The 24,078-nt window shown below is 30.8% G+C and carries 24 protein-coding genes; 8 read left to right on the top strand and 16 right to left on the bottom strand.

What is annotated here, in order from left to right; translation table 11 throughout:
• Nucleotides 1–310: 310 nt before the first annotated feature.
• The 11 genes from X924_RS04905 to X924_RS04855 form a co-directional block, all read right to left on the bottom strand.
• Nucleotides 311–826: a single-stranded DNA-binding protein gene (locus X924_RS04905; protein WP_121957828.1), complete on the bottom strand. Its 516-nt coding sequence runs from the start codon at nucleotides 824–826 to the stop codon at nucleotides 311–313.
• Between the two features lie 51 nt (nucleotides 827–877).
• Nucleotides 878–1,258, bottom strand: a complete 381-nt coding sequence (gene rpsF / locus X924_RS04900; RefSeq protein WP_121957827.1) for a 30S ribosomal protein S6 — start codon at nucleotides 1,256–1,258, stop codon at nucleotides 878–880.
• 127 nt (nucleotides 1,259–1,385) lie between these two features.
• Nucleotides 1,386–2,693 carry a hypothetical protein gene (locus X924_RS04895; protein ID WP_121957826.1) on the bottom strand — a complete coding sequence of 436 codons (1,308 nt, stop codon included), beginning with the start codon at nucleotides 2,691–2,693 and terminating at the stop codon, nucleotides 1,386–1,388.
• Nucleotides 2,694–2,770: 77 nt separating this feature from the next.
• Nucleotides 2,771–3,787 carry a TrkA family potassium uptake protein gene (locus tag X924_RS04890; protein WP_158245320.1) on the bottom strand — a complete coding sequence of 339 codons (1,017 nt, stop codon included), beginning with the start codon at nucleotides 3,785–3,787 and terminating at the stop codon, nucleotides 2,771–2,773.
• Between the two features lie 20 nt (nucleotides 3,788–3,807).
• Nucleotides 3,808–4,290, bottom strand: coding sequence for a biotin/lipoyl-containing protein (locus tag X924_RS04885; RefSeq protein WP_121957824.1), 483 nt, complete (start codon nucleotides 4,288–4,290; stop codon nucleotides 3,808–3,810).
• Nucleotides 4,291–4,686 carry an OadG family protein gene (locus X924_RS04880; RefSeq protein ID WP_121957823.1) on the bottom strand — a complete coding sequence of 132 codons (396 nt, stop codon included), beginning with the start codon at nucleotides 4,684–4,686 and terminating at the stop codon, nucleotides 4,291–4,293.
• 81 nt (nucleotides 4,687–4,767) lie between these two features.
• Nucleotides 4,768–6,324: an acyl-CoA carboxylase subunit beta gene (locus X924_RS04875; RefSeq protein WP_121957822.1), complete on the bottom strand. Its 1,557-nt coding sequence runs from the start codon at nucleotides 6,322–6,324 to the stop codon at nucleotides 4,768–4,770.
• Nucleotides 6,325–7,231: 907 nt separating this feature from the next.
• The gene (gene mce, locus X924_RS04870) at nucleotides 7,232–7,639 is read right to left on the bottom strand and encodes a methylmalonyl-CoA epimerase (RefSeq protein ID WP_121957821.1); all 408 of its coding nucleotides are present in this window, start codon (nucleotides 7,637–7,639) and stop codon (nucleotides 7,232–7,234) included.
• On the bottom strand, nucleotides 7,623–8,555 hold the full coding sequence (locus X924_RS04865; protein WP_121957820.1) for an ArgK/MeaB family GTPase: 933 nt from the start codon (nucleotides 8,553–8,555) through the stop codon (nucleotides 7,623–7,625). Before X924_RS04865 ends, mce begins: the two co-directional genes overlap by 17 nt.
• Nucleotides 8,533–8,934 (bottom strand): cobalamin B12-binding domain-containing protein, encoded by a 402-nt coding sequence (locus tag X924_RS04860; RefSeq protein ID WP_121957856.1) that lies wholly within the window; start codon nucleotides 8,932–8,934, stop codon nucleotides 8,533–8,535. The genes X924_RS04865 and X924_RS04860 overlap by 23 nt, the downstream gene beginning before the upstream one ends.
• A gap of 125 nt (nucleotides 8,935–9,059) precedes the next feature.
• Nucleotides 9,060–10,739: a methylmalonyl-CoA mutase gene (locus X924_RS04855; protein ID WP_121957819.1), complete on the bottom strand. Its 1,680-nt coding sequence runs from the start codon at nucleotides 10,737–10,739 to the stop codon at nucleotides 9,060–9,062.
• 1,024 nt (nucleotides 10,740–11,763) lie between these two features.
• On the opposite strand from X924_RS04855, the gene X924_RS04850 reads away from it, so the two are divergent.
• From X924_RS04850 to X924_RS04830, 5 genes are read left to right on the top strand one after another with little or no spacing between them, the layout of a single operon-like run.
• Nucleotides 11,764–12,366, top strand: a complete 603-nt coding sequence (locus X924_RS04850; RefSeq protein WP_121957818.1) for an XRE family transcriptional regulator — start codon at nucleotides 11,764–11,766, stop codon at nucleotides 12,364–12,366.
• Nucleotides 12,353–12,901 carry a DUF4416 family protein gene (locus tag X924_RS04845; RefSeq protein WP_121957817.1) on the top strand — a complete coding sequence of 183 codons (549 nt, stop codon included), beginning with the start codon at nucleotides 12,353–12,355 and terminating at the stop codon, nucleotides 12,899–12,901. Before X924_RS04850 ends, X924_RS04845 begins: the two co-directional genes overlap by 14 nt.
• Before the next feature lie 23 nt (nucleotides 12,902–12,924).
• Nucleotides 12,925–13,908, top strand: a complete 984-nt coding sequence (locus X924_RS04840) for an AI-2E family transporter (protein WP_233186581.1) — start codon at nucleotides 12,925–12,927, stop codon at nucleotides 13,906–13,908.
• A gap of 38 nt (nucleotides 13,909–13,946) precedes the next feature.
• Complete coding sequence (locus X924_RS04835) at nucleotides 13,947–15,287, top strand: hypothetical protein (protein WP_121957815.1); 1,341 nt, start codon at nucleotides 13,947–13,949, stop codon at nucleotides 15,285–15,287.
• Complete coding sequence (locus X924_RS04830) at nucleotides 15,284–16,498, top strand: U32 family peptidase (RefSeq protein ID WP_121957814.1); 1,215 nt, start codon at nucleotides 15,284–15,286, stop codon at nucleotides 16,496–16,498. Before X924_RS04835 ends, X924_RS04830 begins: the two co-directional genes overlap by 4 nt.
• 121 nt (nucleotides 16,499–16,619) lie before the next feature.
• Here the strand turns inward: X924_RS04830 and X924_RS04825 are convergent, their stop codons facing one another.
• The 5 genes from X924_RS04825 to X924_RS04805 form a co-directional block, all read right to left on the bottom strand.
• Entirely contained in the window at nucleotides 16,620–17,504 is an 885-nt protein-coding gene (locus X924_RS04825; RefSeq protein WP_121957813.1) for an AEC family transporter, read from the bottom strand.
• 16 nt (nucleotides 17,505–17,520) lie between these two features.
• Nucleotides 17,521–18,399: an acetamidase/formamidase family protein gene (locus tag X924_RS04820; RefSeq protein ID WP_121957812.1), complete on the bottom strand. Its 879-nt coding sequence runs from the start codon at nucleotides 18,397–18,399 to the stop codon at nucleotides 17,521–17,523.
• Between the two features lie 73 nt (nucleotides 18,400–18,472).
• A complete protein-coding gene (locus tag X924_RS04815; protein WP_121957811.1) occupies nucleotides 18,473–19,111 on the bottom strand; it encodes a pyroglutamyl-peptidase I in 639 nt (212 codons plus the stop codon).
• 331 nt (nucleotides 19,112–19,442) lie between these two features.
• Entirely contained in the window at nucleotides 19,443–20,375 is a 933-nt protein-coding gene (locus X924_RS04810) for a DUF979 domain-containing protein (protein ID WP_121957810.1), read from the bottom strand.
• Nucleotides 20,372–21,049 (bottom strand): 5-oxoproline transporter, DUF969 family subunit, encoded by a 678-nt coding sequence (locus X924_RS04805; protein WP_158245318.1) that lies wholly within the window; start codon nucleotides 21,047–21,049, stop codon nucleotides 20,372–20,374. Before X924_RS04805 ends, X924_RS04810 begins: the two co-directional genes overlap by 4 nt.
• 702 nt (nucleotides 21,050–21,751) lie before the next feature.
• Here X924_RS04805 and sixA point away from each other — a divergent pair.
• From sixA to X924_RS04790, 3 genes are read left to right on the top strand one after another with little or no spacing between them, the layout of a single operon-like run.
• Nucleotides 21,752–22,264: a phosphohistidine phosphatase SixA gene (gene sixA, locus X924_RS04800; RefSeq protein ID WP_146255669.1), complete on the top strand. Its 513-nt coding sequence runs from the start codon at nucleotides 21,752–21,754 to the stop codon at nucleotides 22,262–22,264.
• Nucleotides 22,231–23,088 carry a CHAD domain-containing protein gene (locus X924_RS04795; protein ID WP_121957807.1) on the top strand — a complete coding sequence of 286 codons (858 nt, stop codon included), beginning with the start codon at nucleotides 22,231–22,233 and terminating at the stop codon, nucleotides 23,086–23,088. The genes sixA and X924_RS04795 overlap by 34 nt, the downstream gene beginning before the upstream one ends.
• Before the next feature lie 48 nt (nucleotides 23,089–23,136).
• On the top strand, nucleotides 23,137–24,078 hold the full coding sequence (locus X924_RS04790) for an ROK family protein (RefSeq protein ID WP_158245317.1): 942 nt from the start codon (nucleotides 23,137–23,139) through the stop codon (nucleotides 24,076–24,078).

Below are 24,078 nucleotides of genomic sequence, written 5' to 3'. Positions count from 1 at the left end.
AAAATTTTTATTATGGGGATGTTTCAGCGTTGATTTTTTTACAAAATATCTCACCGCTTATAACACTCACTAATTCTTAATTTCTTTAACCTTTTTGGTACTTGTAGCCAGAAAAGGGAAGAGGGCTGTGCCCTGGCCCCATTTAAATTCAAGAACTCATTTTCTGAAAATTATTTTTTCTAAAGTCCCCATTTAATTTCTTTAATCTTTTTGATACTTGTAGCCAGAAAAGGGAAAAAGGCTATGCCCTGGCCCCATTTAAATTCAAGCTCTCGCTTTTCGAAAATTTTCTTTTATAAAGCATCTATTTTTAAAATGGTTTTTCATCTGAAGAAAGGTCCGATTCTAAATTATCTAAACCTAAATCAGCAAAACTTTCATCAAAATCAGGTAAATCATCCACCAAACTTTCGTCATCTATATCTTCAACATTACTTGCAGTATTTCCTTCTTCAACTGATATATATGAATCGTTAAATGGATGAGTATCTTCTGCTTTTTTTGTTTCCATGAAGTTCATTCGGTTAGCCCATACTTCAGCAGTCTCTCTTTTAATATTATCTCTATCGGTCCATTGATTTATATGCAGGGATCCTTCGACTAAAATGAGTTTACCTTTTTTTAGATAATTAGACGCAAACTCAGCTTGTTTACCAAATGCGACAATGTTTATAAAATCTGTGGCATTTTGATTTTGATTGTTAGAAAGTTGCCTATCAACTGCTAATCTAAAATTCGCAACATTATTTCCGTTCATCGTAGATCTTATTTCCGGATCTCGGGTTAATCTACCTACAAGAATTACTTTGTTATAAGAAATTGACATAAAATTCACTTCCTGCTATACTTTTATTTTCGTTAATAATTATCAAAAATCTTAGATATTTTCACTTTCTTTTTCAGGCTCTTCAAATTTAATTTTTGTTTCTTTTTGACTTTTTCTCAACTTTTTTTCTAAATCTTCTCTTCGAATAGTTTGATATCTAAATATTTCTTGGTTAATTTTAAAAAGTTCGTCTAAGAGATTAACTTTATCCGGTTCTGCTTTATATATAATATAAGTATAGTCTCCTTCTGTATGCTTACCTTTCGGGGTTTTGTAAGCTAATTTTCTCACTCCCCATCTAGTAAATTCTTCGACTTCTCCTTCAACTCTTTCTTCTATCCAACTCTTTACTTTTTGAGCGACATTATTTCGCTCCTCTTCTGGAAGATCAGTTTTTACCACAAACATTGTTTCATAATACCTTTTACTCACTTTTACCTCCTCCTATGGTCTTAGCCTCTGATTTAATTTTTCAGAAGCAGGAATTTTATCATAATTATTCTCGAAACATTATATCAGAAAATTAGCAAGTACTTATTTTTTTTTGTTAAAAGTTATATTAAAATTTAATTCCTAAACCAAAATTTATTGTAAAAATATTTTTTTCTTCATCGCTTGGTATGAATTTATTTTGATCAGGATCGTATATTATAGCATTTTGAATTTTACCCATATCGCTTGATACGTTAAGTTCAAAATTTTTAAAGTAAAAATCTGTGGCAATAGTATAAATGAACCTTTTTTCCAAAGTGTCATCGTCTAAAAAGAATGTGCCTTCAACAGAAGGTGTGTCTTGTGTTGGGGATTTAACTCCAGAGAAAACAGTTTCGAAAGATGTATAAAAATTGAACCAATTTTTATAATTATATTCGTAGTCAATTAACACGGATGCTGCATTTTCACCGTATTTGTATCCGATATAGTTCTCTGTATAATTTATTACTTTGGTGTCATATAAATTTTCTGGATACACAGTGTATGAAGGTCCACCGCCTGGTTGAAAAGTGTATTGTGTAGCAAGTGCACCATGAAGACCTAAATTGCCTACATTGGTCTTGAGTTTAACGCCACCAGATAGAGCTATTTTATCTGGATTTTGAGTTCCTTCAGGATTGAAAAATCGATTTGTGTTTAAATCATCTACTAATATTTGAGAGTAAATATAATATGTAGGCTTATCAAAATCAAAGAAAAACCCCATTAGGGTATTATCGTTTTTATCTTTTTCTGCCCAAGGCATGGTGTTAGAAAAAGATCTTATTTCTTGAGAAAAATATGCTGGCATTGGATTTAAAAAATAGTAAAAATCAAAGGTTCTATCATACACAAGAGCATCTTGATATCCAAATCTGAAATCCCCGAATTTTAAACCATAAGTTTTATAATTCATACTTTTTGCGGTTTCAAAATACTTGTTGCTTTCACTTACTAATTGAACCCATCTTGTTGTGTAAAACATATTTTCTCCGCTATAACTTGCTTCTAAATAAGGTGAAGATATTCTTTCTGATGAAAAAAATAAAGAGTAAGGAGAATCAATTTCATCTTTCAAATCCTTTATTCCACCGCCAAATTCTATAGTACCATCGTAGTTTCTGAAGGTGACATAACTATTTTCTATCAAGAAATAATGATCGAAATAATAGTCTGATTCATAAAAGGTATATTTGTCATCATTGTAAAAAGCTATTTCTGCCATAAAATCAAAGTTAGGCGATAAATGAAAAAGTTTTACTGCTAATCTGTCGGTTATTTGTGAGGTTTCTGGTAGATAAATCCCTTCTGCACTTAATTCAAGGTTAACAGAAAAGCTTAAAGAATAAACAAATAAAACTGTAAACAGTAGTAATCTTAACTTTTTAAACATTTTTTCCCCTCCTATCAATTTTTTTAATACTCACTTTAGAAATTTTAGAAAGAATTCTTTCAGTAAATTAATAATGATTAAATATTTTCCAATTTAACAATTTCTTTTAATTTCTTTATTTTAGAATCTTCGCCAAGTACTATAATTACATCGCCTTCTTCAATTTTGGTATTTGCTTTTGGATTAAAGATACTTTTATCATCTTTTTTTCTAACAGCAATGACTATTAGGTCTACTTTATCTGGCAGTGCGATTTCTTTTAAGGTTTTACTTGCTATCCATGAATTTTCTGGTATTTTCACTTCTTCGAGTTGTAAGTCTTTTTCTGGTGTGTGTATTATTGTTTCAAGAAAAGAAACTATATTAGGTCTTGTTGCCATATATGCCAATCTGTTTCCGGAAATTTCTGATTCAAGTACTACTTTATTTATACCAGCATAAGAAAGCTTTTTAATGGATTCTGGGTCATTAACTTTAGAAATTATATTTATATTTGGAACTATGCTTTTAACAGTTAAAGCAACAAAAAGGTTATCAACGTCTGATGGAAGTGTAAGTATGACACTATTTGCTCTTTCAATACCGGCATCTAAAAGGACATTTTCGTTTTTGGCATCGCCTACTATATACAGAATATCTTCATTATTTATTTCTTGAATAAATTGATATATTTTTTCTTCAGATTTATCAAGAAGTATAAAATCTTTATTTTCTTTTATCATATTTTGGCATACGAAGAAACCAGTTTTTCCAGCTCCAACAACTATATAATGGTTTTTCATAGATTCAATTTTTTTCATTCTTTTTCTTACCTCCAGGGCATTTTTCATTTCACCCTCAACTATAAAAGAGGTTAAGGTTGATAACGAATAAACAACTACGGTAATACCAGATAGTATTAAAATTATCGTGAAAACTTGTGTTGTATAAGTTATACCATCTGGTAAACTGTAACCTACCGTGCTTAAGGTTACTAAGGTAAAAAACAAAGAATCTAAAAATGACCAATTTTCTAATACTGTGTATCCAATACCACCTGTTAAAATTATAATGAGAATTATAATTAAGGATATTATAAAACGCCTTATTTTCACAGCTAAACTTTCTTTCATAATCATTTTATGATCATTAAAGGTTGATCCCCTTCAACCGTGTCTCCTTTTTTAACTAAAATTTTTTCCACTACTCCGTTATATTCAGAAGGTATTTCGTTTTCCATTTTCATTGCTTCTATTACGAGAAGTTTATCTCCTTCTTTTACTGCTTGCCCTTCCACAACGGCAATTTCATTAATGATCCCTGGAAGAGGGGCTTTGACTTCCTTGCCTTCTACAGATTCTGTACTTCTTGGTTCTTCGATTTTTATATTTTCAACCTTTTTTCCTTCTTTTTCCTTTATTTTTTGTTTTTCTTTCTTTTTTTCAAGAACTTTTGCCGCTTTTTCAGAATCAGGCGCAGAAATTGGCTCACTTTTCTTATTCAAAATAGTTTCTTGGTCAGCCATTTTATCTTCTTGAAAAGTTCCTTCAGTTCCAATTTCTTCTACTTCAACTTCATACATTTTATTATTTATGGTAACCTTGAATTTTCTTTTCATTTAATATCTCCACCTCTTTTTGTTTTTATTGTTCCATGTGGTTGAGGGTAAATGTGATTGCCACTTGGTTTTTTTGTTAGTTAAATTCTTAGAAGAAATTTCTTCTATATTTGTTATCATTACATTTTTATTTGAAAGGTATAAACTTATAGCCGATACTATAGCAAAGATCTCTTCTTCACTTAATTCTTCGCTTTTGGAATTCACTATTTTTTTCACGTATGTAGGTGCAATTGGCTCTTTATTAGGTTCTACTGGAAAGTTTGCCTTTTTTCCTTTATCTCCACTATTATTTTTAAAAATAAAGCGAAAAAGCCATGTAACTATCATCAAAATGATTAATATTGAAAAAACTATAATTAACCCTGTTATTGTTATAAGTATATAATCTTCCATAAAAATCACTCTTTCTTAAAATTTTATATTATTGTTTTTCGAAATCTCCACTTCTAAAGTATCTATATTATCCTATTATTTTTATAATGGGATATTTCCATGTTTTTTTGAAGGCCTTGCTTCAACTTTAGAATATGCTATTGAAAGAGAAGCTATTATTTTATTTCTAGTTTGAATTGGTTCGATAACATCTTCAATGTAACCTCTTGATGCTGCTTCATAAGGATTAGCAAATCGTTCTTTATATTCTTGAATACGTTCTTTTCTTGTTTCTTCGGGATTTTGTGACTTTTCTATCTCTTTTGCAAATATTATGTTTGCTGCTCCTTCTGGTCCCATAACTGCAATTTCTGCCGTTGGCCAAGCAAAAACAAAATCTGCACCCAAATGTTGGGAACCCATCGCAATGTATGCTCCACCATAAGCCTTTCTCAATATAATAGTTATTAAAGGAACCGTTGCTTCGGAATAAGCATATAAAAGTTTAGCCCCATGTCGTATTATACCGCCGTGTTCTTGATTGATACCTGGTAGATAACCAGGAGTGTCTACAAAAGTAATGATTGGGATATTAAAAGCATCACAAAACCTTATAAACCTTGCGGCTTTGTCCGATGCATCTATGTCAAGTGAACCCGCTAAAATTTTTGGTTGATTTGCAATTATACCTACGCTTCTTCCTTGCATTCTTGCAAAACCTACAACGATATTTTTTGCAAAATGGGGATGAATCTCAAAAAAAGAATTTGGATCAAAGACTCTATTAATAATGTCTTTAACATCATAACTTTTTTTGGGATCAGATGAAATAATTTCATTTATCTCTTCACTTAAGTTATAGTTTTTATTGTAATCAATAACAGGTGCAGGATCCATATTGTTAGATGGCAAATATGAAATTAGTTTTCTCGTTAATTCCATGGCTTCTTCATCATTTAAAGCTAACAAGTGAGCAACTCCACTTTTTGAATTGTGAATTTTCGCGCCACCAAGGCTTTCTTTATCTATATCCTCGCCTGTAACAGCTTTAACAACCTGAGGCCCGGTAATAAACATCTGTGATGTTTTATCTACCATTATCACAAAATCTGTTATAGCAGGTGAATAAACAGCACCTCCAGCACAAGGGCCTGCGATTATTGTAATTTGGGGGATAACTCCTGAAGCCATAGTATTTCTAAAAAATATTCCACCATATCCATACAATGCATCTACAGCTTCCTGTATCCTTGCTCCACCAGAATCATTTATTCCGATTATAGGAATTCCATATTTCATAGCAAGATCTTGCAATTTCATGATTTTTTTAGCATGCATTTCACCCAAAGACCCGCCTTGAACTGTGAAATCTTGTGAAAATATAGCCACTTTCTTGCCATCTATTTCTCCAAATCCCGTTACTACGCCATCGTATGGAAACTCCTTTTTATCTAATTCAAAATATGTACTTCTATGTTTCACAAAGAGATCTATTTCTTCAAAAGTACCACTGTCAACGAGCAGATTTATTCTTTCTCTTGCGGTTAATTTTCCTTGACTATGTTGTTTAGCAATCTTTTCTTCTCCCCCGCCAAGAAGTAACGATTGTTTTTTCTTTTTAAATTCTTCTATTTTTTTTAATAGTTCTTCATCAGGCATTCCTTTTCCTCCTTTGATTTTAGTAGTACTCACTTTAGAAATTTTAAAACTTAAGTTTTGTCAATACTTTAATTTTAATCTTAAATTCATTCAAAAATATTTCCCAACTTCTAATCCTTACTAATTCCTAATTTCTTTACCTTTTTCGCTACGTGTAGCGAAGGAGGGTGGGGGCTGTGCCCTGAACCCATTTTAAATTCAAAAGATTATTTTCTGAAAATTATTATTTCTAAAGTACCTACTTCCTTTATAGTCATTCTAAGTTCTAATCCTTACTAATTCCTAATTTCTTTAACTTTTTGGGTATTTGTAACCAAAGAGCGTGGGGGCTCCGCCCTGGACCCGTTTTAAATTCAAAAGATTGTTTTTAAAAAATTCTCATTTCTAAAGTTTCAACTTAATCCTTTTAACTTTTTTGCTACGTGTAGTGAAGGAGGGTGGGGGCTGTGCCCTGGACCCGTTTTAGATTCAAAAGATTATTTTCTGAAAATTATTATTTCTAAAGTACCTACTTCCTTTATAGTCATTCTAAGTTCTAATCCTTACTAATTCCTAATTTCTTTAACTTTTTGGGTATTTGTAGCCAAAGAGGGGGAGGGCTGTGCCCTGGACCCGTTTTAGATTCAAAAGATTGTTTTTAAAAAATTCTCATTTCTAAAGTTTCAACTTAATCCTTTTAACTTTTATGCTACGTGTAGTGAAGGAGGGTGGGGGCTCCACCCTGAACCCGCTTTTAGAATCAAAACCTTATTTTTAAAAAGTTCTCCATTTTAAAGTATTTATCTATTTTGTCAAATTATTTATTTTTTGAGTTACTCGGTACTTGTAGCCAAAGAGGGGGAGGGCTGTGGTCTCTCAAAAAGTTCGCCTTTTTAAAACCATTTAATGCAACGCTGAAAAATTTTATTCACTCATTGATATGTTGCACAAATTCTGTAAGAATGCCATTTGCTGATTTAGGATGCAAAAAGAAGACTAAATTTCCTTCTGCACCAATAGTTGGTTTGTCAGACAACGTTCTATAACCAAGTTCTTGGGATTTTTCAAAAACTTTTTCGATATCATCTACTTTGTATGCTATATGGTGAAACCCTTCGCCTCTTTTTTGTAAAAAATTGGAAATTTCTGAATCTTCTCTTATAGGCTCCATAAGCTCTATTCTAACATCATTAACGTACAAAAAAGCAACTTTTATTCCTCTTTCTTCTAAAATTTCTTCATCACTTTTATCAATTCCAAGAAGTTGCTGGTAAAAATTTAAAGCACTGTTTATTGAATGCAAGGCTATCCCTATATGGTCAATTTCTATTTTCAAAGCGGTTCACCTCTTTACAAAAATAATTTTGTATATCTCTAAGTATAGACATGTAATCTTTGTTTTCAATATCATAGTGTTCTAAATAATTTTCCAAAATTGCTAATAAATAGTTTTTAAATTGAATCTTTTTTCTTAAATTTTCTTTTGAAGAACTATTTATTTTATCTTTTTCATTTAGTTCTATCCACGAAATTAACTCTTCAAAGCCTTTATTTTCCAAAGAGCTAACTCCAAAAATCTTTTTGTTATTTGAGGTTTCTGAACTAATGAAATTTTTGAGGTAAATCAGGAATTTATCAGAATTTTTAAGATCTATTTTGTTAACTACATAACAATCGGCTATTTCCATAATTCCCGCTTTATAAATTTGAATTTCGTCTCCAGAATCAGCAGACAAAAGTAATATCACTGAATCACAAACATAAAAGACATCTGTTTCTGATTGACCCGCCCCTACTGTTTCTATTATAATTTTATCGAATCCAAATGACTTCATTACATCTATAATATGGAAAATAGTACTGCATAATCCTCCCGAAGAACCCCTACTTGCCATGCTTCTTATATAAACATTATGGAACTTAGAAAGTTCAAACATTCTAACTCTATCTCCAAGAAAAGCTCCTCCAGAAAAAGGACTACTTGGATCAACCACAATTATACCTACATTTTCTCCTTTTTCCAAAAAAGGTTTTGCTAAACAAGAAATAAAAGAACTCTTTCCAACACCTGAACTACCTGTTATTCCCAACACATAGGTGTTTTTTTGCACAACATCGTTTTTCAATTTTGTAAGTATTTCAAAAGAATTCAAAAAATTGTCTTCTACTAAGGAAATCATTTTAGATAAAGCCATCTTATCTTTTTCTTTAAATCGAGGAAGTAGTTCTTCATACTTTTCTTGCCAATGCAATATCTTTCACCTTCTCTATTATTTCATCAAGAGAAGTACCAGGAGTAAAAACCTCTATTATTCCCATATCTTTGAGTTCAGAAATATCGTCGTCAGGTATTATACCTCCCAAAATTACCGGTATATCTACTTCTTTTTCTTTTAAAAGCGTTAAAATTTTTTTACACAGTTTTTTGTGAGCCCCAGAGAGTATTGATACACCTATTAAATCAACATCTTCTTGAATCGCGGCTTCAACGATTTCTTCTGGGCTTCTTCTTATGCCTGTGTATATAACTTCCATTCCAGCGTCTCTTAAAGCTCTGGCTATAACTTTTGCACCTTTATCGTGTCCGTCAAGACCTGGTTTAGCAATTAATACTCTTATTTTTTTATTCATAATTATCAGCTGCATAGTCTCGTGACTTCAACCATGAGAATAGCAGCCACACCTCCTTTCTGATAATAGATACGAACTCTAGAAATTCTAAAATTTCCAAATTGAGCTCCATTTGTTTTCTATATTCAAAGGATTAAATTTTCCCTGTACTCACCAAAAACTTTTTTTAGAACTTTCGTTATTTCCCCTATAGTCGCATAAGCTTCAACACATTCAATAACATATGGAAATAAATTTTCTCCCTTTTTTACAGCTTCTTCTAAAACATTCAAAGAGATGTTAACTTTTTCAATATTTCTATGTTTCTTCAATTCTTTCAATTTTTCTATTTGTTTTTCTTCAATAGTTTCATCAACTTTAAGAATTTCGATTTTTTCTTCTATGTTTGTTTTAAAATCATTTACACCTACTATTATTTCTTCTTTATTCTCAATCTTTTTTTGTGTGTTATAAGCAGTATTTAGAATTTCTTTTTGAGGGAATCCGTTTATTATTGCATTTACCATTCCACCAAATTCATCAATCTTTTTTATATATTCTTCAACCTTTTTTTCAATTTCTGAAGTCATTTTTTCAATTAGGTAAGAACCTGCTAATGGATCAACTGTATCTGCAACTCCAGTTTCATGAGCAATGATTTGTTGAGTCCTCAATGCTATAGTAACTGCTTGCTCTGTTGGCAAACCCAATGCTTCATCATAAGAGTTTGTATGAAGAGATTGGGTGCCGCCTAAAACAGCTGCTAAAGCTTGAATAGTTACTCTCACAATGTTATTTAAAGGTTGTTGAGCAGTTAATGTAGATCCGGCTGTTTGGGTATGAAATTTTAATTTCATTGCTTCTTCATTTGTAACTCCAAATCTTTCTTTCATAATTTTTGCCCACAATTTTCTGGCTGCCCTGAATTTTGCTATTTCTTCTAAAAAATTGTTGTGAGCATTGAAGAAAAACGAAAGATTTCTTCCAAATTCATTAGGGTCTAACCCTGCTTTCATAGCAGCTTCAACATAAGCTATTCCATCAGCTAAGGTAAAAGCTATTTCTTGTACAGAGTTTGCCCCGGCTTCTCTTATATGATATCCGCTTATGCTTATCAAATTAAATTTAGGTAAATTTTTACTACCATAATCAAATATGTCTACTATGATTTTCATTGATTCTTTTGGCGGAAATATGTAAGTTCCTCTTGCCATGTATTCTTTTAAAATATCGTTTTGAATAGTACCCCTAAGATTTTTTAGTGGAACTCCTTGCCTTTTTGCCATAACAATAAGCATTGCCAATAATATAATTGAGGTTGAGTTAATTGTCATAGAGACACTAACTTTATCTAAAGGTATGCCATCAAATAAAATTTCCATATCTTTTAAAGAGTCTATTGCCACACCAACCTTGCCTACTTCCCCTTCTGCCATCGGATCATCCGAGTCATAACCAATTTGAGTAGGTAGATCAAAAGCAATAGATAAACCCGTTTGACCTTGCTCTAACAGATACTTATATCTTTGGTTTGAATCTTCTGCAGTACCAAATCCTGCATACTGTCTCATTGTCCAAAGTCTGCCTCTGTACATAGTAGGTTGTACCCCTCGAGTATAAGGATAATCTCCAGGAAAACCAACATCTTCTATATAATTTATGTCAGAAATGTCTAAGGGGGAGTATAAACGTTTTATTTCTTCTCCATAAGTTGTTAAAAATTCAGTTTTTCTTTCAGGGAATTTTTCTATAGCTTTTTTTACAGTGGTTTCTTCCCATTCTTTTTCTTTTTTTTCAACTTCACTTAAAAAATCTTTTTCAAACATTGAAAAGAACCTCCCAATAAGTTTTATAAAGTATGAAAAAAATTTCATTATTTAATATTATTTTACCTTATTTTGTTGAATTTTACAAATAAAATACCAGTAGAAAAAAGCTTAATAATTTAATTATAGAAAAAGACACAAAAACTATTCGTTTCTAAATTAGATATATGTATTATATAACTTTTTGTTTTTCTTGCAAAAAAAATAGTGGATAGAAAAAATAAGACATGGGCAATGAGTAAAAATTCTAGTGGTTGTGACTGATTTCTGTTACAGAAAGGACGATCTTCTTTAACTTTGGTTTTGATTTGAGAGCTCCACACTTTGTTGGGCTTTTCATCCTAATACCAATTTGGCAAAGGTAATTCCATTTAATTTAATTTCAAGTTAATTACACATACAATTCGTGAGAGACTCAATTTTTTATTTATTGAAGCTAAAAAGAAGTGTGGTATAATTAATTCATATCAATAGAAGTTATCTCGGATAGCTTTCGGTATTTTATTGATTTTTTCGATTTGAAGATGCCCAATTAGGTACTTTAGAAATGATAATTTTTTAAAAACAATCTTTTGAATTTAAAACGGGTCAAGGACAAAGCCCTCCTCCTCTCGGTACAAGTATCGAGTAACTCAAAAAATAAATAATTTGCCAAAATAGATAAATACTTTAAAATGGAGAACTTTTTAAAAATAAGGTTTTGATTCTAAAAGCGGGTTCAGGGCGGAGCCCCTCTCCCTTTTCGGTACAAGTATCGAAAAAGTTAAGAGAATTAAAATGAAGCTTTAGAAATGATAATTTTTAAAAATAATCTTTTGAATTTAAAACGGGTTCAGGGCGGAGCCCTCCCCCTCTTTGGCTACAAGTACCGAAAAAGTTAAAGAAATTAAGAATTAGTGAAGATTAGAATTGAGGATGTATTTTTGAAAAAACCGTTGAATTTATAAGATTCAAAACATTTATAAAATCGGAATTTCATAATTTTTAAAGTGATTAGAAATTAGAATTTAGGAGGAGAAAGAATATATTAAAAGCTCATTTTGCTCAAGATATTAAAACTTTGATAGAAAATTCAAAATATTCGAAAAGAGAAATAGCCAAAAATTTGAAAATTCCAACTTCTACTTTGGAAAAGCTTTTAAATGAAGATTTTGAAGGTTTTTCTAAACTTTCATTAAAAGATATCGCTAACAGACTAAGTAATATTTTAGGTCAGGAAATAGAAATAATTTTCGAAGATGAAGAAAATCAAAAGGAAAAAGTAGAAACTAAACCAAGAGAAAGAAAACGTTCAAACTTTAAAAGTTTAATTTTTAACGCAACGTTGATCCTTTTTTTAGTAATAAACATAGTTTTCCTTTATTTTTTAATAAATGATTTGAGGTTTTATTATCAAGTTTTAAATGAAAATACATATACAGTAAGTGTTACAAATAAAGGTAACTCAGATATTGTTTTGAATGATTCAACTTTAGCGCCAAACGAAAGCATAGATTTAAAACTTACTAATGAAGGTAAGTTTGAAGTACATAACAATCAAGGAGAGGTAGTTATAAAGACTCCTACTGAGATTTATTATATAAAACTTGAAGATTTCGAGGTGAAACTAACTGATGGGGAATCTTAGGTCACCGGATTTTGTAAATTATTTAGCTCACGTTTTTACAGCAGGTGATTCAGACTTTTGGCTGTATAAGATGAATTTAAAAGAAAGGTTAGAAGAACACTTTGGACCGATTGATTATATTTCATCAAAATTGGATTTCCAGCGTTTCACATATTATTACAACGAAGAAATGGGCAAAAATGTAATTATTGAAGGACGTTTAATTAGTTTCAAATGTTTAAGTTCTCCTGCCTTTTTGGCAGATGCAAAGTTAATAACAAATCAAATTGAAAGTGAATTTTCTGTAGAAAATAAAAGAAAAGTCAATATTGATATAGGTTATCTTCACCATACTCAGTTTGTTTTGGCAAGTACAAAACATTGGGGAAATAGAATTTATATAGGAAATAATATCTATGCAGAAATTACATTGATGTACAATTTTGGTCAGTGGGAACCTCTTAAGTACACTTATTCAAATTTCAAAGATCCTTCTTATTTAAGCGAATTGGAGACAATAAGAAAAATCTATTTAAACAAACGTAAATACTTTTAGGTAATTCAAATCTCTTATGGAAGGTGAAAATATTGTTATCTCAAGGCGGTTGGTTAACGTTAATTTATCTTGTCCTTTTTCTTTTCTTGGCACACTTTGCGCCTTTTATTGTCGGAGCACTTATTTTAGGTGTTTTTTTATCGATGCTCATTGAAGCTCCCACTGCTTTGTTTTCAAAAATTATGAATTCGAAAGTTGCATCTGTTTTATCGCATATTCTTGTATTAGGACTTATTTTTTATGCATTAATAACCTTTTTCCCAGTTGTAATAAATGAGGGAAGAAAACTTTTTTCTATGTTGTCAACTTTAACTATTTCACAAGAACAATTGGATCAAGTTCCAGAATGGTTAATAGTTTTTATAAATAATTTGAATAAAAATATTTCTGACTCTGCATTAGGTTTGATAAACAAATTTATTTCTTATGCTCCAAATTTAATAACGGCTGCTATTGTATTAATCGTAACAACATCAGCTATTGCGTCTTTGAAATCTATGGTTAGTGGCAATCTTTGGAAATTCTACTCTATAAAAGACCGAGAAATTGGAGTTAAGTTTATGAAGGATACTTATAAGCAGTTTGAAAGATTTGTTCATGGGCAATTTTTAGTTGCCATGATGGAAGGGCTTTTCATTGGCTTGACATGTTTTATATTTAAAATACCGGGTGCTTTATTTTTAGGAATTTTGGCTTGGATTACAGACTTTATACCGTATTTAGGAGTAGTTATTTCGGCAACTCCTTTACTTATGCTTGCTGTTACCGAAAGAGGAATATTAGGTTTAATAATTGGGATAGGAATTTTAATTGTTGCTAACCAAACAGAAATGTGGTTCTTGCATCCAAAAGTTCAAAGCAATGCTTTAAACCTACATTGGTTTATTATAATAGTAGCTATACTTTTATTCGGAGAACTTTTTAGTTTCTTAGGTATCCTTATAGCTCTGCCTGTAGTTGTTTATATAAGAAACTTTTGGGAATATTTCGTTATTAAAATAAAGTGAGTGAATAAGAAATGAAAAGAATTTCTGGGTGTCTTTTCATGTTTTTTTTAGTAATACTAAATTTTTCTTCAGCAAGATTGCTTACAAAAAATGATCCAGAATATTATTTTGAAGCTTTAGGAGATGTCAATTTAAAATATCCTATTTATTACGATAGTGAAGAATTAAAAATATTGGAAGACTTTCAAAATTATATGCATTTTTCTCTTGATTTCAAATTTGAAAATAGAATAAAAGACGATTTCATCCTTACGAGAGGTTGGTATAGAAATACAACTATAAACGAAGTGTTGTTTAGAGATTTTGTTTTAGAAAACGGTGAATTGTTTAAATTTGGATTTAAAAATTATTATGGAGAAACCTTTTATGCCCAATTTATCGTAGATTTTAGATTGGGTGATACGACTTATTTTAGTTATGGCAATTACAATTTTTTCAGCCTCCCTGAAATTACTTACATAGGATTAGATTTTCCAACGCTTTCTTATTTGTCCTACAAAAAAGACGATTACAGTTTTTTAATTGGTAGAATGCCGTTATCTTACGGGACCATGAAATATAACCTTGTATTATCTGATAATTCTGCTTACTATGATACTTTTAATCTATCTTATAACTTTTCTCATAATATTAACTATGACTTTGCTATGTTGTCAATGGTTCCAATGCTTTCCCAGTCAGAATACGATAAACAAAGAGCAATAGACGAAGATTTTGTGTCTCTTAGAAACGCTTTTTATAATGGTTTAAACTACAATTACAATGAAAAAATTTTTGTTGGAATAAGTTCTTTGAACCAAGTTGCTGGTAAACTTCCGAATCCTATAAATGTATTTTTAAAATCAGATGTTGGAATATTTGGAAGTTATATTAAAGTGATACCTTTTTACAATATTAATTTAGATGCCCAATATGCTATAAATTACGAGACATTAAGTAATGCTTATGCTTTTGGGATATCAAAAACTTTTGATTTAGATTTTTCTAAGTTCAAATTAGGATTTGAAAGATACACAGTTTCAGACAATTTTTTTTCCAATGAAGAACCTTATAAAAATTTATACTATCGAACCATTGCTTTATCGAATACTCCAGGTGCCAGAATATTTTTCGATTATCCTTTTGGATTCAAATATGGTGAGAATGCACATATAAATAGTTTTGACTTAACTTTTGCCGTTAAAAATGGTTACTTAAAATATGTTTGGGATAATGGAACAAATTCTTATGGGGATTTAAATAGTAATGAACTCACAGTTTTGTTTGATACGAAAATAGGAGATTTTAAAATGAGTTGGCACTCTTTAAAAAACGGAGAAGATATTTTTGAAACTTTTAACTTAGCATATATTATAGAGGTGGATTTCAAATTAAGATGAAAAAAGTAGAACTCTTATCCCCAGCTGGAAACTATGAAAAATTAGAAACCGTGTATCATTATGGAGCTGATGCTGCCTATATAGGTGGGAAATTCTTAAATTTAAGAGCCTTTTCTAAAAATTTTGAAGACGACGAATTAGAAAAGGCTGTAGAGTTAGCTCACAAACTAAACAAAAAACTTTTTATAACTGTAAACGCAATTCCTCACAACGGGGATTTAGAAATACTTCCTGAATATATAAAGTATCTTGAAAGTATAAAGGTGGATGCAATAATAGTAGCAGATTTAGGTGTATTTAACATAGTAAGAAAACTTTCAAATTTACCAATAACTATAAGTACTCAAGCTAATAACACAAATTGGGCAAGTGTTTCTATGTGGAAAGACTTAGGTGCAAAAAGAATCATTCTGGCAAGAGAGCTTTCATTAAGTGAAATAGCAGAAATTCGACAGAAAGTTCCTGATGTCGAGCTTGAGGTATTCATACATGGTGCGATGTGCATATCTGTTTCGGGAAGATGTCTGTTAAGTAATTACTTAACAGGTAGAGATGCCAACACAGGAGAATGTACTCAACCTTGTAGATGGAAATATTATATAATGGAAGAAAAAAGGCCAGGAGAATATTTTCCTATCTTTGAAGATGAAAAAGGCACATATATAATGAACTCAAAAGATCTTTGCACCGTTGATTTTTTGAACAAAATTATAGAAACTGGCGTTGATAGCTTAAAGATAGAAGGAAGAATGAAAAGTAGTTATTATGCAGGAGTAACAACTAAAATTTATAGAGAAGCTATCGACAGTTATTACTCAGGGAACTTCAAAAAAGAAAACATAGAAAAATGGATAAAAGAACTTCAAAGTGTTAGCCATAGAGAGTATACATCTGGATTTTATTTAAATAAACCTGACACAGATTCACAAAACTACAAAACTTCTTCGTATATAAGAAATTATAAGTTTGTTGGTAAAGTAATAGAAAAAATTTCTGAAAGCCAATACATTGTAGATGTCAGAAATAAAATAAAAAAAGGTGAAGAAATAGAAATTGTGTCAAAAATTGGAAATAATATAGCAATTCACCTAAATAAAATCGTAGATTATGAAACAAAAGAAAGCTTAGAAGAAGCTAATCCAAATCAAAAAATCATTATAGACAGTGAAAAAAACATAGAAGTTGGAGACCTAATAAGAGTTCTACTGTGACAAAAATCAGTCACAGTAACTCCTTTAAGGATGGGAAGGTAGCTTCAATTACCACCTTTAAAAATACAGTTGAATAGAATTAGCTTTAATTTCCTTTTCAAAAGGAAAATTGATAACCTTATTAGAATCCCACTATTGCATTTACAATGAAAATAATTATAAAAGAAATCAGCATGGTAATACTTACAAAACTACTAGCCAGTTCAGAATCGTAATTGTTTTTTACAGAATAAACAATAGCCATTATTGCCGTGGGAAGCATAGGTGAAATAAAAAGAGAAATTCTTTCTAATTGGCTACTTACAGGGATTAATAATGTAGTTAAAGAAATTATTAAACTTATGGAGTATTTTGCAAGTATAGAAATAGTTAGAATTTTTTTGTGAGTTTTTATAGACAATATATTAAAATAAAATCCAACTAAATAGAGAATCAAAAAGTTGTTTGCTTCTTTTATTACAATCATTGGAGAAAGTATCAGTGAAGGAATATTGATTCCTATCCAGCTTAACGCAAATGCAATTATCATTGCAATAAAAGGAGGAAATTTTATTACATCTAAAAGTTTAAACTTGCCTTTTTTGCCTTCGGCCACAGATTTTCCTATGCCAAATATAATAAAACTATTACCTAAGTCATATAAAGCAAAATATGTTATAGATTGGATACCCCATAACATCTCCGCCAAAGGATACATAAAAAGACCTATATTAAGTCCACAAAAAGATAATAATATTACGGTACTTATTCTTTTGTCTTGAATTTTTAAAAGTTTAATCAAGATATTACCGACAAAGAATATTAATAACCCAGCAATAAATCCTATAAGAACAAAAAAGAATTTTGAAAAATCAACGGGAGACGACATTATACCTAGAAAAACGTTCATTGGAAGCGTAAAATTTATTATAATTGTGGATAGGACGTCTCCAGTATTTTTAGGGACAAATTTTCTTGATATATTTCCTAAAAGAGCTATTATTACAAAATTTATTAAAGCGGTCACTACGTTATTCTCCTTTTCAATTAAGAATTTCTAAAGGCATTTCCATTCTTACAGTTTTTAAAGGATCAACTATTTGACAGATTTGTAAATTTCCCACCACACTTAATAAAAACATAGCTTTTTCTTCTGATAGATTATATTCGTGAGATAAAAATGTAACCATATTTATTGTAGCTTTTTTTGCAGCTTCATCTAAAGACATTTTGGAAGCAACGGTATAAATCTGGTCTTCGGTTTTTATTATAGGCAAACTCCAATTTTTATTTTTTAAGATATTGAAAGAAACTGTGACTTCTGCAGGAACTTCTATTCCTGTTACACAAACTTCACCATCACCCATTGCAGCATGAAGGTCTCCTAAAGCAAATAAAGCTCCTTCAACATTGACAGGAAGATAAACGATCGATCCTTCTTTAATAACCTTACAATCCATGTTTCCACCATGTTCTCCAGGTGTTCCACAAGGTATTTCATCTTCTTTCGGAGCGGTACCTATAACTCCTATCATAGGATTTATCGGGATTTCATAATCATATAAATACGCTTTATCGTTTTTTATGGGTACTATTTTTATGTAGTTTTTATTAAAACGTTCTCCTAAAACGCCCATATCTTTTCCTGTTAGCATTACCCCATAATCTCTTGTGATAATAATTTTTTCTATTTTTACTTCTAAGACATCTCCTGGCTTCGCACCTTCTACAAAGATAGGGCCTGTAGCAGGATTTACTTTTTCCCAGTCAATAGCCTCAAATGGTTGATCTTCGGAATGTATTTCATCGCTTAAAGCATCCATGGTTTCTATAATTATTTTTTCCTTAGGCTTAACCGTAATTACTGGCTCTTTTTTGGAAGAAAAAGCAAATATAGTATTTTCTTTACTAACTTTGATCAATATTAACCACCATCCTAAACTCATTATAAATTCAAACGCTTATTTTTAGAATCACTTCATCTCTAAGCCCTTATTAACATGGTTTTTCAAATTCTTGTAACGTTTCTTTAATTATTAACTTTACGGCTTTTAATTGTAAATCAAAAGAAATACTTGGCACATTTTGGCCAGTATATGAGAACTTTTCGACAACTTGTTCGGGAAGATAAGGAACATGTATGAAACCAGTTTTTCGTGGAAAACCAAATTTTTCTGAATGGTATAGACTTATATACATTACTTCATTGCATACATATAATCCCGCAGTATTTGAAATAACTGAAGGAATTCCTTCTTTTCTTAAGTCATTTACTATTTTTTTGATAGATAGTTTGGAAAAATATGCATTTGCACCATCTTTTCTAATTTGAACATCTTGTGGTTGATAACCTTCATTATCTGGTATTCTAGCATCCATTAAGTTTAAAGCAACTCTTTCTAAACTTATTCCACTTCTTCCTGCAGCTAAACCTAAATGTAAGGATATTTCTGGTTTAATTTCATTTAACATGTCTACCAAAATTTCATCTGCCTTTTTAAATACTACAGGTAAAACTTTTGTAAATATCTCTACGTTTTCTATTTTTTCATTTTTTAAAGCATTTACTATTTTTTCTGTTGGATTGATTTTATCTCCACCAAAAGGTTCAAAACCTGTTATTAATATTTTCATATTTTATCCTCCTTGTAAGAAATTTACTCACTTTAAAATTTGACTTTAGAAAATTTCCATTTCTAAAATCTCTAAAAATCTAATTCTTATTAAATATATATTTTTTAACTTTTTTTGCTAAGTGTAACGAAGAAAAAGGGGGAGGGCTCTGCCCTAAACCCTTTTAAATTCAAAAGTTTGTTTTTAAGAACGCTCCATTTCTAAAGTTTCGATTTAATTCTTTTAGCTTTTTGGTACTTGTAGCTAAGGAAGGGGGAGAGGGCTCCGCCCTCAACCCACTCTAAATTCAAAAGATTATTTGCTGAAAACTCTCATTTCTAAAGTTCATACATTAGAAAGCCATGATATACATAACAAGCAAATGAGTTACCCATATAAGAATCGCCATTGTTGCTTGTATCTTAATTATTCTATATTTGTTTTTCATTTCCAACAAAGCGCCTGGGACAATGTTAAAATTGGCAGCCATTGGGGTTAATAGTGTTCCACAATATCCAGCTGTCATGGCAAGAACTGCGATAGTTGCAGGATCGGCTCCATGCATTTGTATGACTATAGGTATTCCTATACTTGAAGTAATTACTGCAAATGCTGCAAAAGCATTGCCCATTATGATTGTAAAAATTGCCATACCAAAAGCGTATGCAAAAATTGCCCAGAAAAGATTTTCGACTGGGAAAATTGCTTGAATCCATGATGCTATGATTTGTCCAACACCTGCTCTGTTAAACAAAGCTCCTAAAGCAGCCAAAAAAGGAGGAAGTACTAATGCCCAACCGATAGCATCGCTTGATGATCGACCCGCATCTAATATATGTTCTAAAGATTCTTTTGGAATATAAAACTTATTCAACACTAAAGCGATTAAACTACCGAAGCCCAATCCTATTAGTGGATTCCAACCTATAATGGCAAATAAAATAGCCATTCCGGAAATTACTAAAATAGGAATAAGTAATTTGTTTCCAAGTTCTTTTCTTCTCTTTTCTCTAAATTCTTTAGAAGTTGAAAAGTATTTTCCTTTTCCAATTTTACCTAAACCAGCATCAATAGCTATTATAACAACTAATACTCCTGAAACAGATGGAGGAAGCCATCTACCAAAAATAAACAAAATTGCAAGAATAACCCAAAAAATAATTGTACCTATTTTTGCTTGGTGTTCTTTGTCTTTCCAAGTTAGATACGCATAATATAATAAGAATAATCCAATAATAATATAAAAGATTTCTAAAGTATTGTTTGAAGTAAGAAAATTTTTCATTTATTTTCCCCCTTTTTAAATCTTCTATCTAAAATAGTATAATAGAAAAATCCATATACAGCTGCTATTATCGCTATTGGAACAGCTGCCCTTGACAAAGAAGTTAAAGTTAGTTCGTATCCCATTTCTCGCATGACGCCTTGGATTAATAACAAACCTGCTGCAGCGGGGAATACATTTTGAGCAAAAAAGTTACCAAAGTTGTCTGCAGCGGCAGACATGGCTTTTATTTGCTCTTCATCATCTTCTGAAATCTCTTTGTTTCCCAAAGAACCTCTTGCCATTGGGTATATAATAGGTCTAACAAAGGCGACTTGCCCAGCAATATTAATTCCTATAGCTACTATAAACTCTCGTATCAGTTGATATATATACGCAATTCTCCCAGGTGTGGCAGCTTTTAACTTCGAAATTAAATGTGCCATTTGTTCCATTAATCCATGTCTCTCTGTAATACCTATAGCAGGGATCATGATTAAAAAAAGTATCATGGTTCTGTTTGAGATAAAAGAAGTACCAATGATTTCTAAAATCTCTAAAACGCTTAACCCTCCAAGTAGCCCAGAAACAAAACCACCCAAAAGAACAGAAATCAATGGGTTTACGTTAAATTTACTACCCAATGCTAAACCTAGTACGACAATTAAAACCCCCAAAATAGGCAACCAATCCACAATAACACCTCCGTTGTAATGGAATATACTGTCTTTAAAATTTTTGGAACTGTCTTTGAGAAATGAACTTGGTCTAGTTCGATTTCTAAATTGCCTAAACAAAAAAAGAATTTAATAATAATAATGATATATTATATCAAATCTTTGATGTTTTAGCATCTAAAATTTTATAAAACAATACTTAATGTTGGAAAAGAAATTTTTTTGTAGTATAATTTTAACTAACAATATTTATAAAAGATAGTATACAAAAAATAGGGACTTTAGAAAAGAAGCGTTTCTAAAAATAAAACTTTGAATTTTGGAATTTCTAAAGTGAGTATTTTATTACTATGTACTTTAGAAATGAGAATTTTCTAAAAATAAGCATTTGAATTTAAAATGGGTCCAGGGCGTAGCCCTCCCCTTTCTCCTTAGCTATGCGTACCTAAGAACTTAAAAAAATAATTAATTTGCCAAAATTAGAATTGCAGAAGCAATTTATAAATAAAGATTTTAGAAAATAAGCATTTGAATTAAAATGGGTCCAGGGCGGAGCCCTTTCCACCCTCTCTCGGTACGAGTACCGAAAAAGGTAAATAAATTAGGAATTAGTAAGGATTAGAAGCGGGGAGGTATTTTGTAAAAAATCAACGCTAAAATATAAATATAATAAGGATTTTGGAATTTCTAAAGTGGATATACAAAAAAGGAAAGGAGGAAGTGCTTCATTTTCTAAAGCACAAACATATGAAGAGATTAATCTTATTTAGGCATGCAAAAGCTGAAAAAAGGTCAAGTGAAATTGATGATTTTGAAAGAAGATTAACCAAAAAGGGCAATAAAAATGCTAAAGAAGTATCAGAATATGTAGGTAAAATTTTAAAGAAAGTGGATCTCATAGTTACTTCTCCTGCAGTTAGAGCAAAAGAAACTGCTGAAATTTTTTCTAAATATTCTAACTCCAAAGCAAAGCTTTTCGAAGAAGAACTATTATATGGTGGAGAAGTTGAAGAAATAATTGAAAGGCTCTCAGAAATCCTTAAAGGATACAATAATGTAGTTATAGTTGGTCATAATCCAACTTTGGAAGAACTTTTACAAAAACTGACAGGAAACGATACGCATTTAAGAAAGGCAGGAGCTGTTTGCATTGAAGGAGATTCTTTTGATGATATCTTATCAGGGAAAGGTAAAATAAAGTGGATGGTAGATCCGAAGTCTCTCGAATTTTAAACGATATTTCGTCAAATCCATGGATCTTTTTGAAAGAATATATTAAATATTTTGAAACAATAAAAGGGTACCTTTTAGAAAACTTTTCTTTAGTTATAGAAGGTGAGAATGGAGATAGTCTTCATGATCTAAGAACGTCGTGTAGGCGGATGGAGACTATTTTAAATTTTTTGCAAAATTATTCAAAACACGAACTTCCAAATCAGATCTACAAAAATGTAAAAGAAATTCTAAAAAAGAGTAGCAAAGCAAGAGATTATTATGTTCATTTAATGTATCTAAAAAAATTTAAAGAAACAGAAAATAAGGTATATTCATATTTTAAAGAGAAGTTATATGAAAACACAAAAAAGATTAAAGATTATTTGAGTTCGTTTGACTATTCATCTATGAAAAAAGATTTGGAATATAGTTTAGCTTTGTTAACTTATGATTTCGTCGCCGGTTTTGAGATAGGTGATCCATTTTTCATTAACCTTTATGTTCAGGAGATTAAAGAAACTTACGGAGACTTTCAAAAAGCTGATAAAACTGATGATAAACAGTTGCACAAAATAAGAATCAAAGTTAAAGATTTAAGATATAAAGTTGAAATGTTAGGATCATTAAGAGGTAAAACTTTAGAAGAAGAAAATATGTTTAAAGAAGTTCAGGATATTTTAGGTACTCACCATGATTTGGTAGTTCTTAAAAAACGGGTATCAAAAAAATTCAAGGTAGATAAACTTCCAAAATTAATTGCTGAAATAGATGAGAAACTTTTAGAAAACGAAAAAGAAATAAATATTAAAGTGACTAATATATTAACGAATTTATATTTTTAGAATTTTAATTAAAATATATCTTTCAATAAATTAGAAAGGGTGAAAAAGGTGAGTAATTGGATAGGAATAGATATAGGTGGAACAAAAATTTTAGGATCTTTATTTGACGATAAAGGTAAAAAGATAAAAACGGAAAAAAAGAGTTCCAAAACTACCAAAGGAAAAGAAAAGGTTATAGATCAACTAAAAAAGGTTTTAAACTCCTTGTTTGAATCAGCAAAAGATGTAAAAGGTATTGGAATAGGTGTACCTGGAGTTATTGAAAAAGGGAAAATAAGTTTTACACCTAACATGCCTTTGAATAACTTTAATTTGGAACAATTTGTTAAGAACGAATATAAGATAGAAACGGTTGTTGAAAACGATGCAAATGCAAGTATGTACGGTGAATGGAAATTCGGAAGTGCGAAAGGAGCTGAAAACGCTGTAGGATATTTTATTGGAACAGGTATAGGTGGTGGTTTGATTTTAAATAATTCTTTATATCATGGTTCCACTAATTTTGCTGCAGAAATAGGTCATATGAACGTATATCCCCAAGGGCCTCTATGTGGATGCAATTTGAGAGGTTGTCTTGAAAGTTTATCTTCGAAAGTAGCAATTCAAAGAGAGATAATCAGAAGACAAAAAATGGGAGAAAAGACAAAAATAAAGGATTCAGACTTAGTAGGTATAATAAAAAGTTCTACCCTCAAAGATGCGTATGAAAGTAACGATAAATTGGTTGTTGATGTGATGAATGAAACTGCTAAATATGTTGGGATAAACGCAGGTTCAATAATTAACTTGTTGAACCCTGATGTTATCGTCTTAGGTGGCGGGGTTATGGAATCTTTGGGAGACAAATTACTACCAATTGTTATTGAATACGCAAGAAATTATTCTATTCCCCATATTTTTGAAAAATGTGAAATTAAACTTTCAAAGTTGGGAGACGATGCTTGCTTATTTGGAGCTTATGCCCTTGTAAAAGAAAAAGTTGGTGGTTAA

Origin of the sequence: Petrotoga sp. 9PWA.NaAc.5.4, from assembly GCF_002895485.1 — a bacterium.
Taxonomy (GTDB): domain Bacteria; phylum Thermotogota; class Thermotogae; order Petrotogales; family Petrotogaceae; genus AZRK01.
Note: the sequence above shows the minus strand (reverse complement) of the source record. Positions and strands in the feature narration are given on the sequence as shown.

Excerpts from the sequence above, each read along its gene's own strand:
- X924_RS04810 (WP_121957810.1), bottom strand. The coding sequence starts at position 20,375 with ATGAAAAATTTTCTTACTTCAAACAATACTTTAGAAATCTTTTATATT.
- X924_RS04830 (WP_121957814.1), top strand. The coding sequence starts at position 15,284 with ATGAAAAAAGTAGAACTCTTATCCCCAGCTGGAAACTATGAAAAATTA.
- X924_RS04815 (WP_121957811.1), bottom strand. The coding sequence starts at position 19,111 with ATGAAAATATTAATAACAGGTTTTGAACCTTTTGGTGGAGATAAAATC.
- X924_RS04880 (WP_121957823.1), bottom strand. The coding sequence starts at position 4,686 with ATGGAAGATTATATACTTATAACAATAACAGGGTTAATTATAGTTTTT.
- X924_RS04835 (WP_121957815.1), top strand. The coding sequence starts at position 13,947 with ATGTTTTTTTTAGTAATACTAAATTTTTCTTCAGCAAGATTGCTTACA.
- X924_RS04855 (WP_121957819.1), bottom strand. The coding sequence starts at position 10,739 with ATGTTTGAAAAAGATTTTTTAAGTGAAGTTGAAAAAAAAGAAAAAGAA.
- X924_RS04895 (WP_121957826.1), bottom strand. The coding sequence starts at position 2,693 with ATGTTTAAAAAGTTAAGATTACTACTGTTTACAGTTTTATTTGTTTAT.
- X924_RS04905 (WP_121957828.1), bottom strand. The coding sequence starts at position 826 with ATGTCAATTTCTTATAACAAAGTAATTCTTGTAGGTAGATTAACCCGA.
- X924_RS04860 (WP_121957856.1), bottom strand. The coding sequence starts at position 8,934 with ATGAATAAAAAAATAAGAGTATTAATTGCTAAACCAGGTCTTGACGGA.
- X924_RS04845 (WP_121957817.1), top strand. The coding sequence starts at position 12,353 with ATGGGGAATCTTAGGTCACCGGATTTTGTAAATTATTTAGCTCACGTT.
- X924_RS04875 (WP_121957822.1), bottom strand. The coding sequence starts at position 6,324 with ATGCCTGATGAAGAACTATTAAAAAAAATAGAAGAATTTAAAAAGAAA.
- X924_RS04885 (WP_121957824.1), bottom strand. The coding sequence starts at position 4,290 with ATGAAAAGAAAATTCAAGGTTACCATAAATAATAAAATGTATGAAGTT.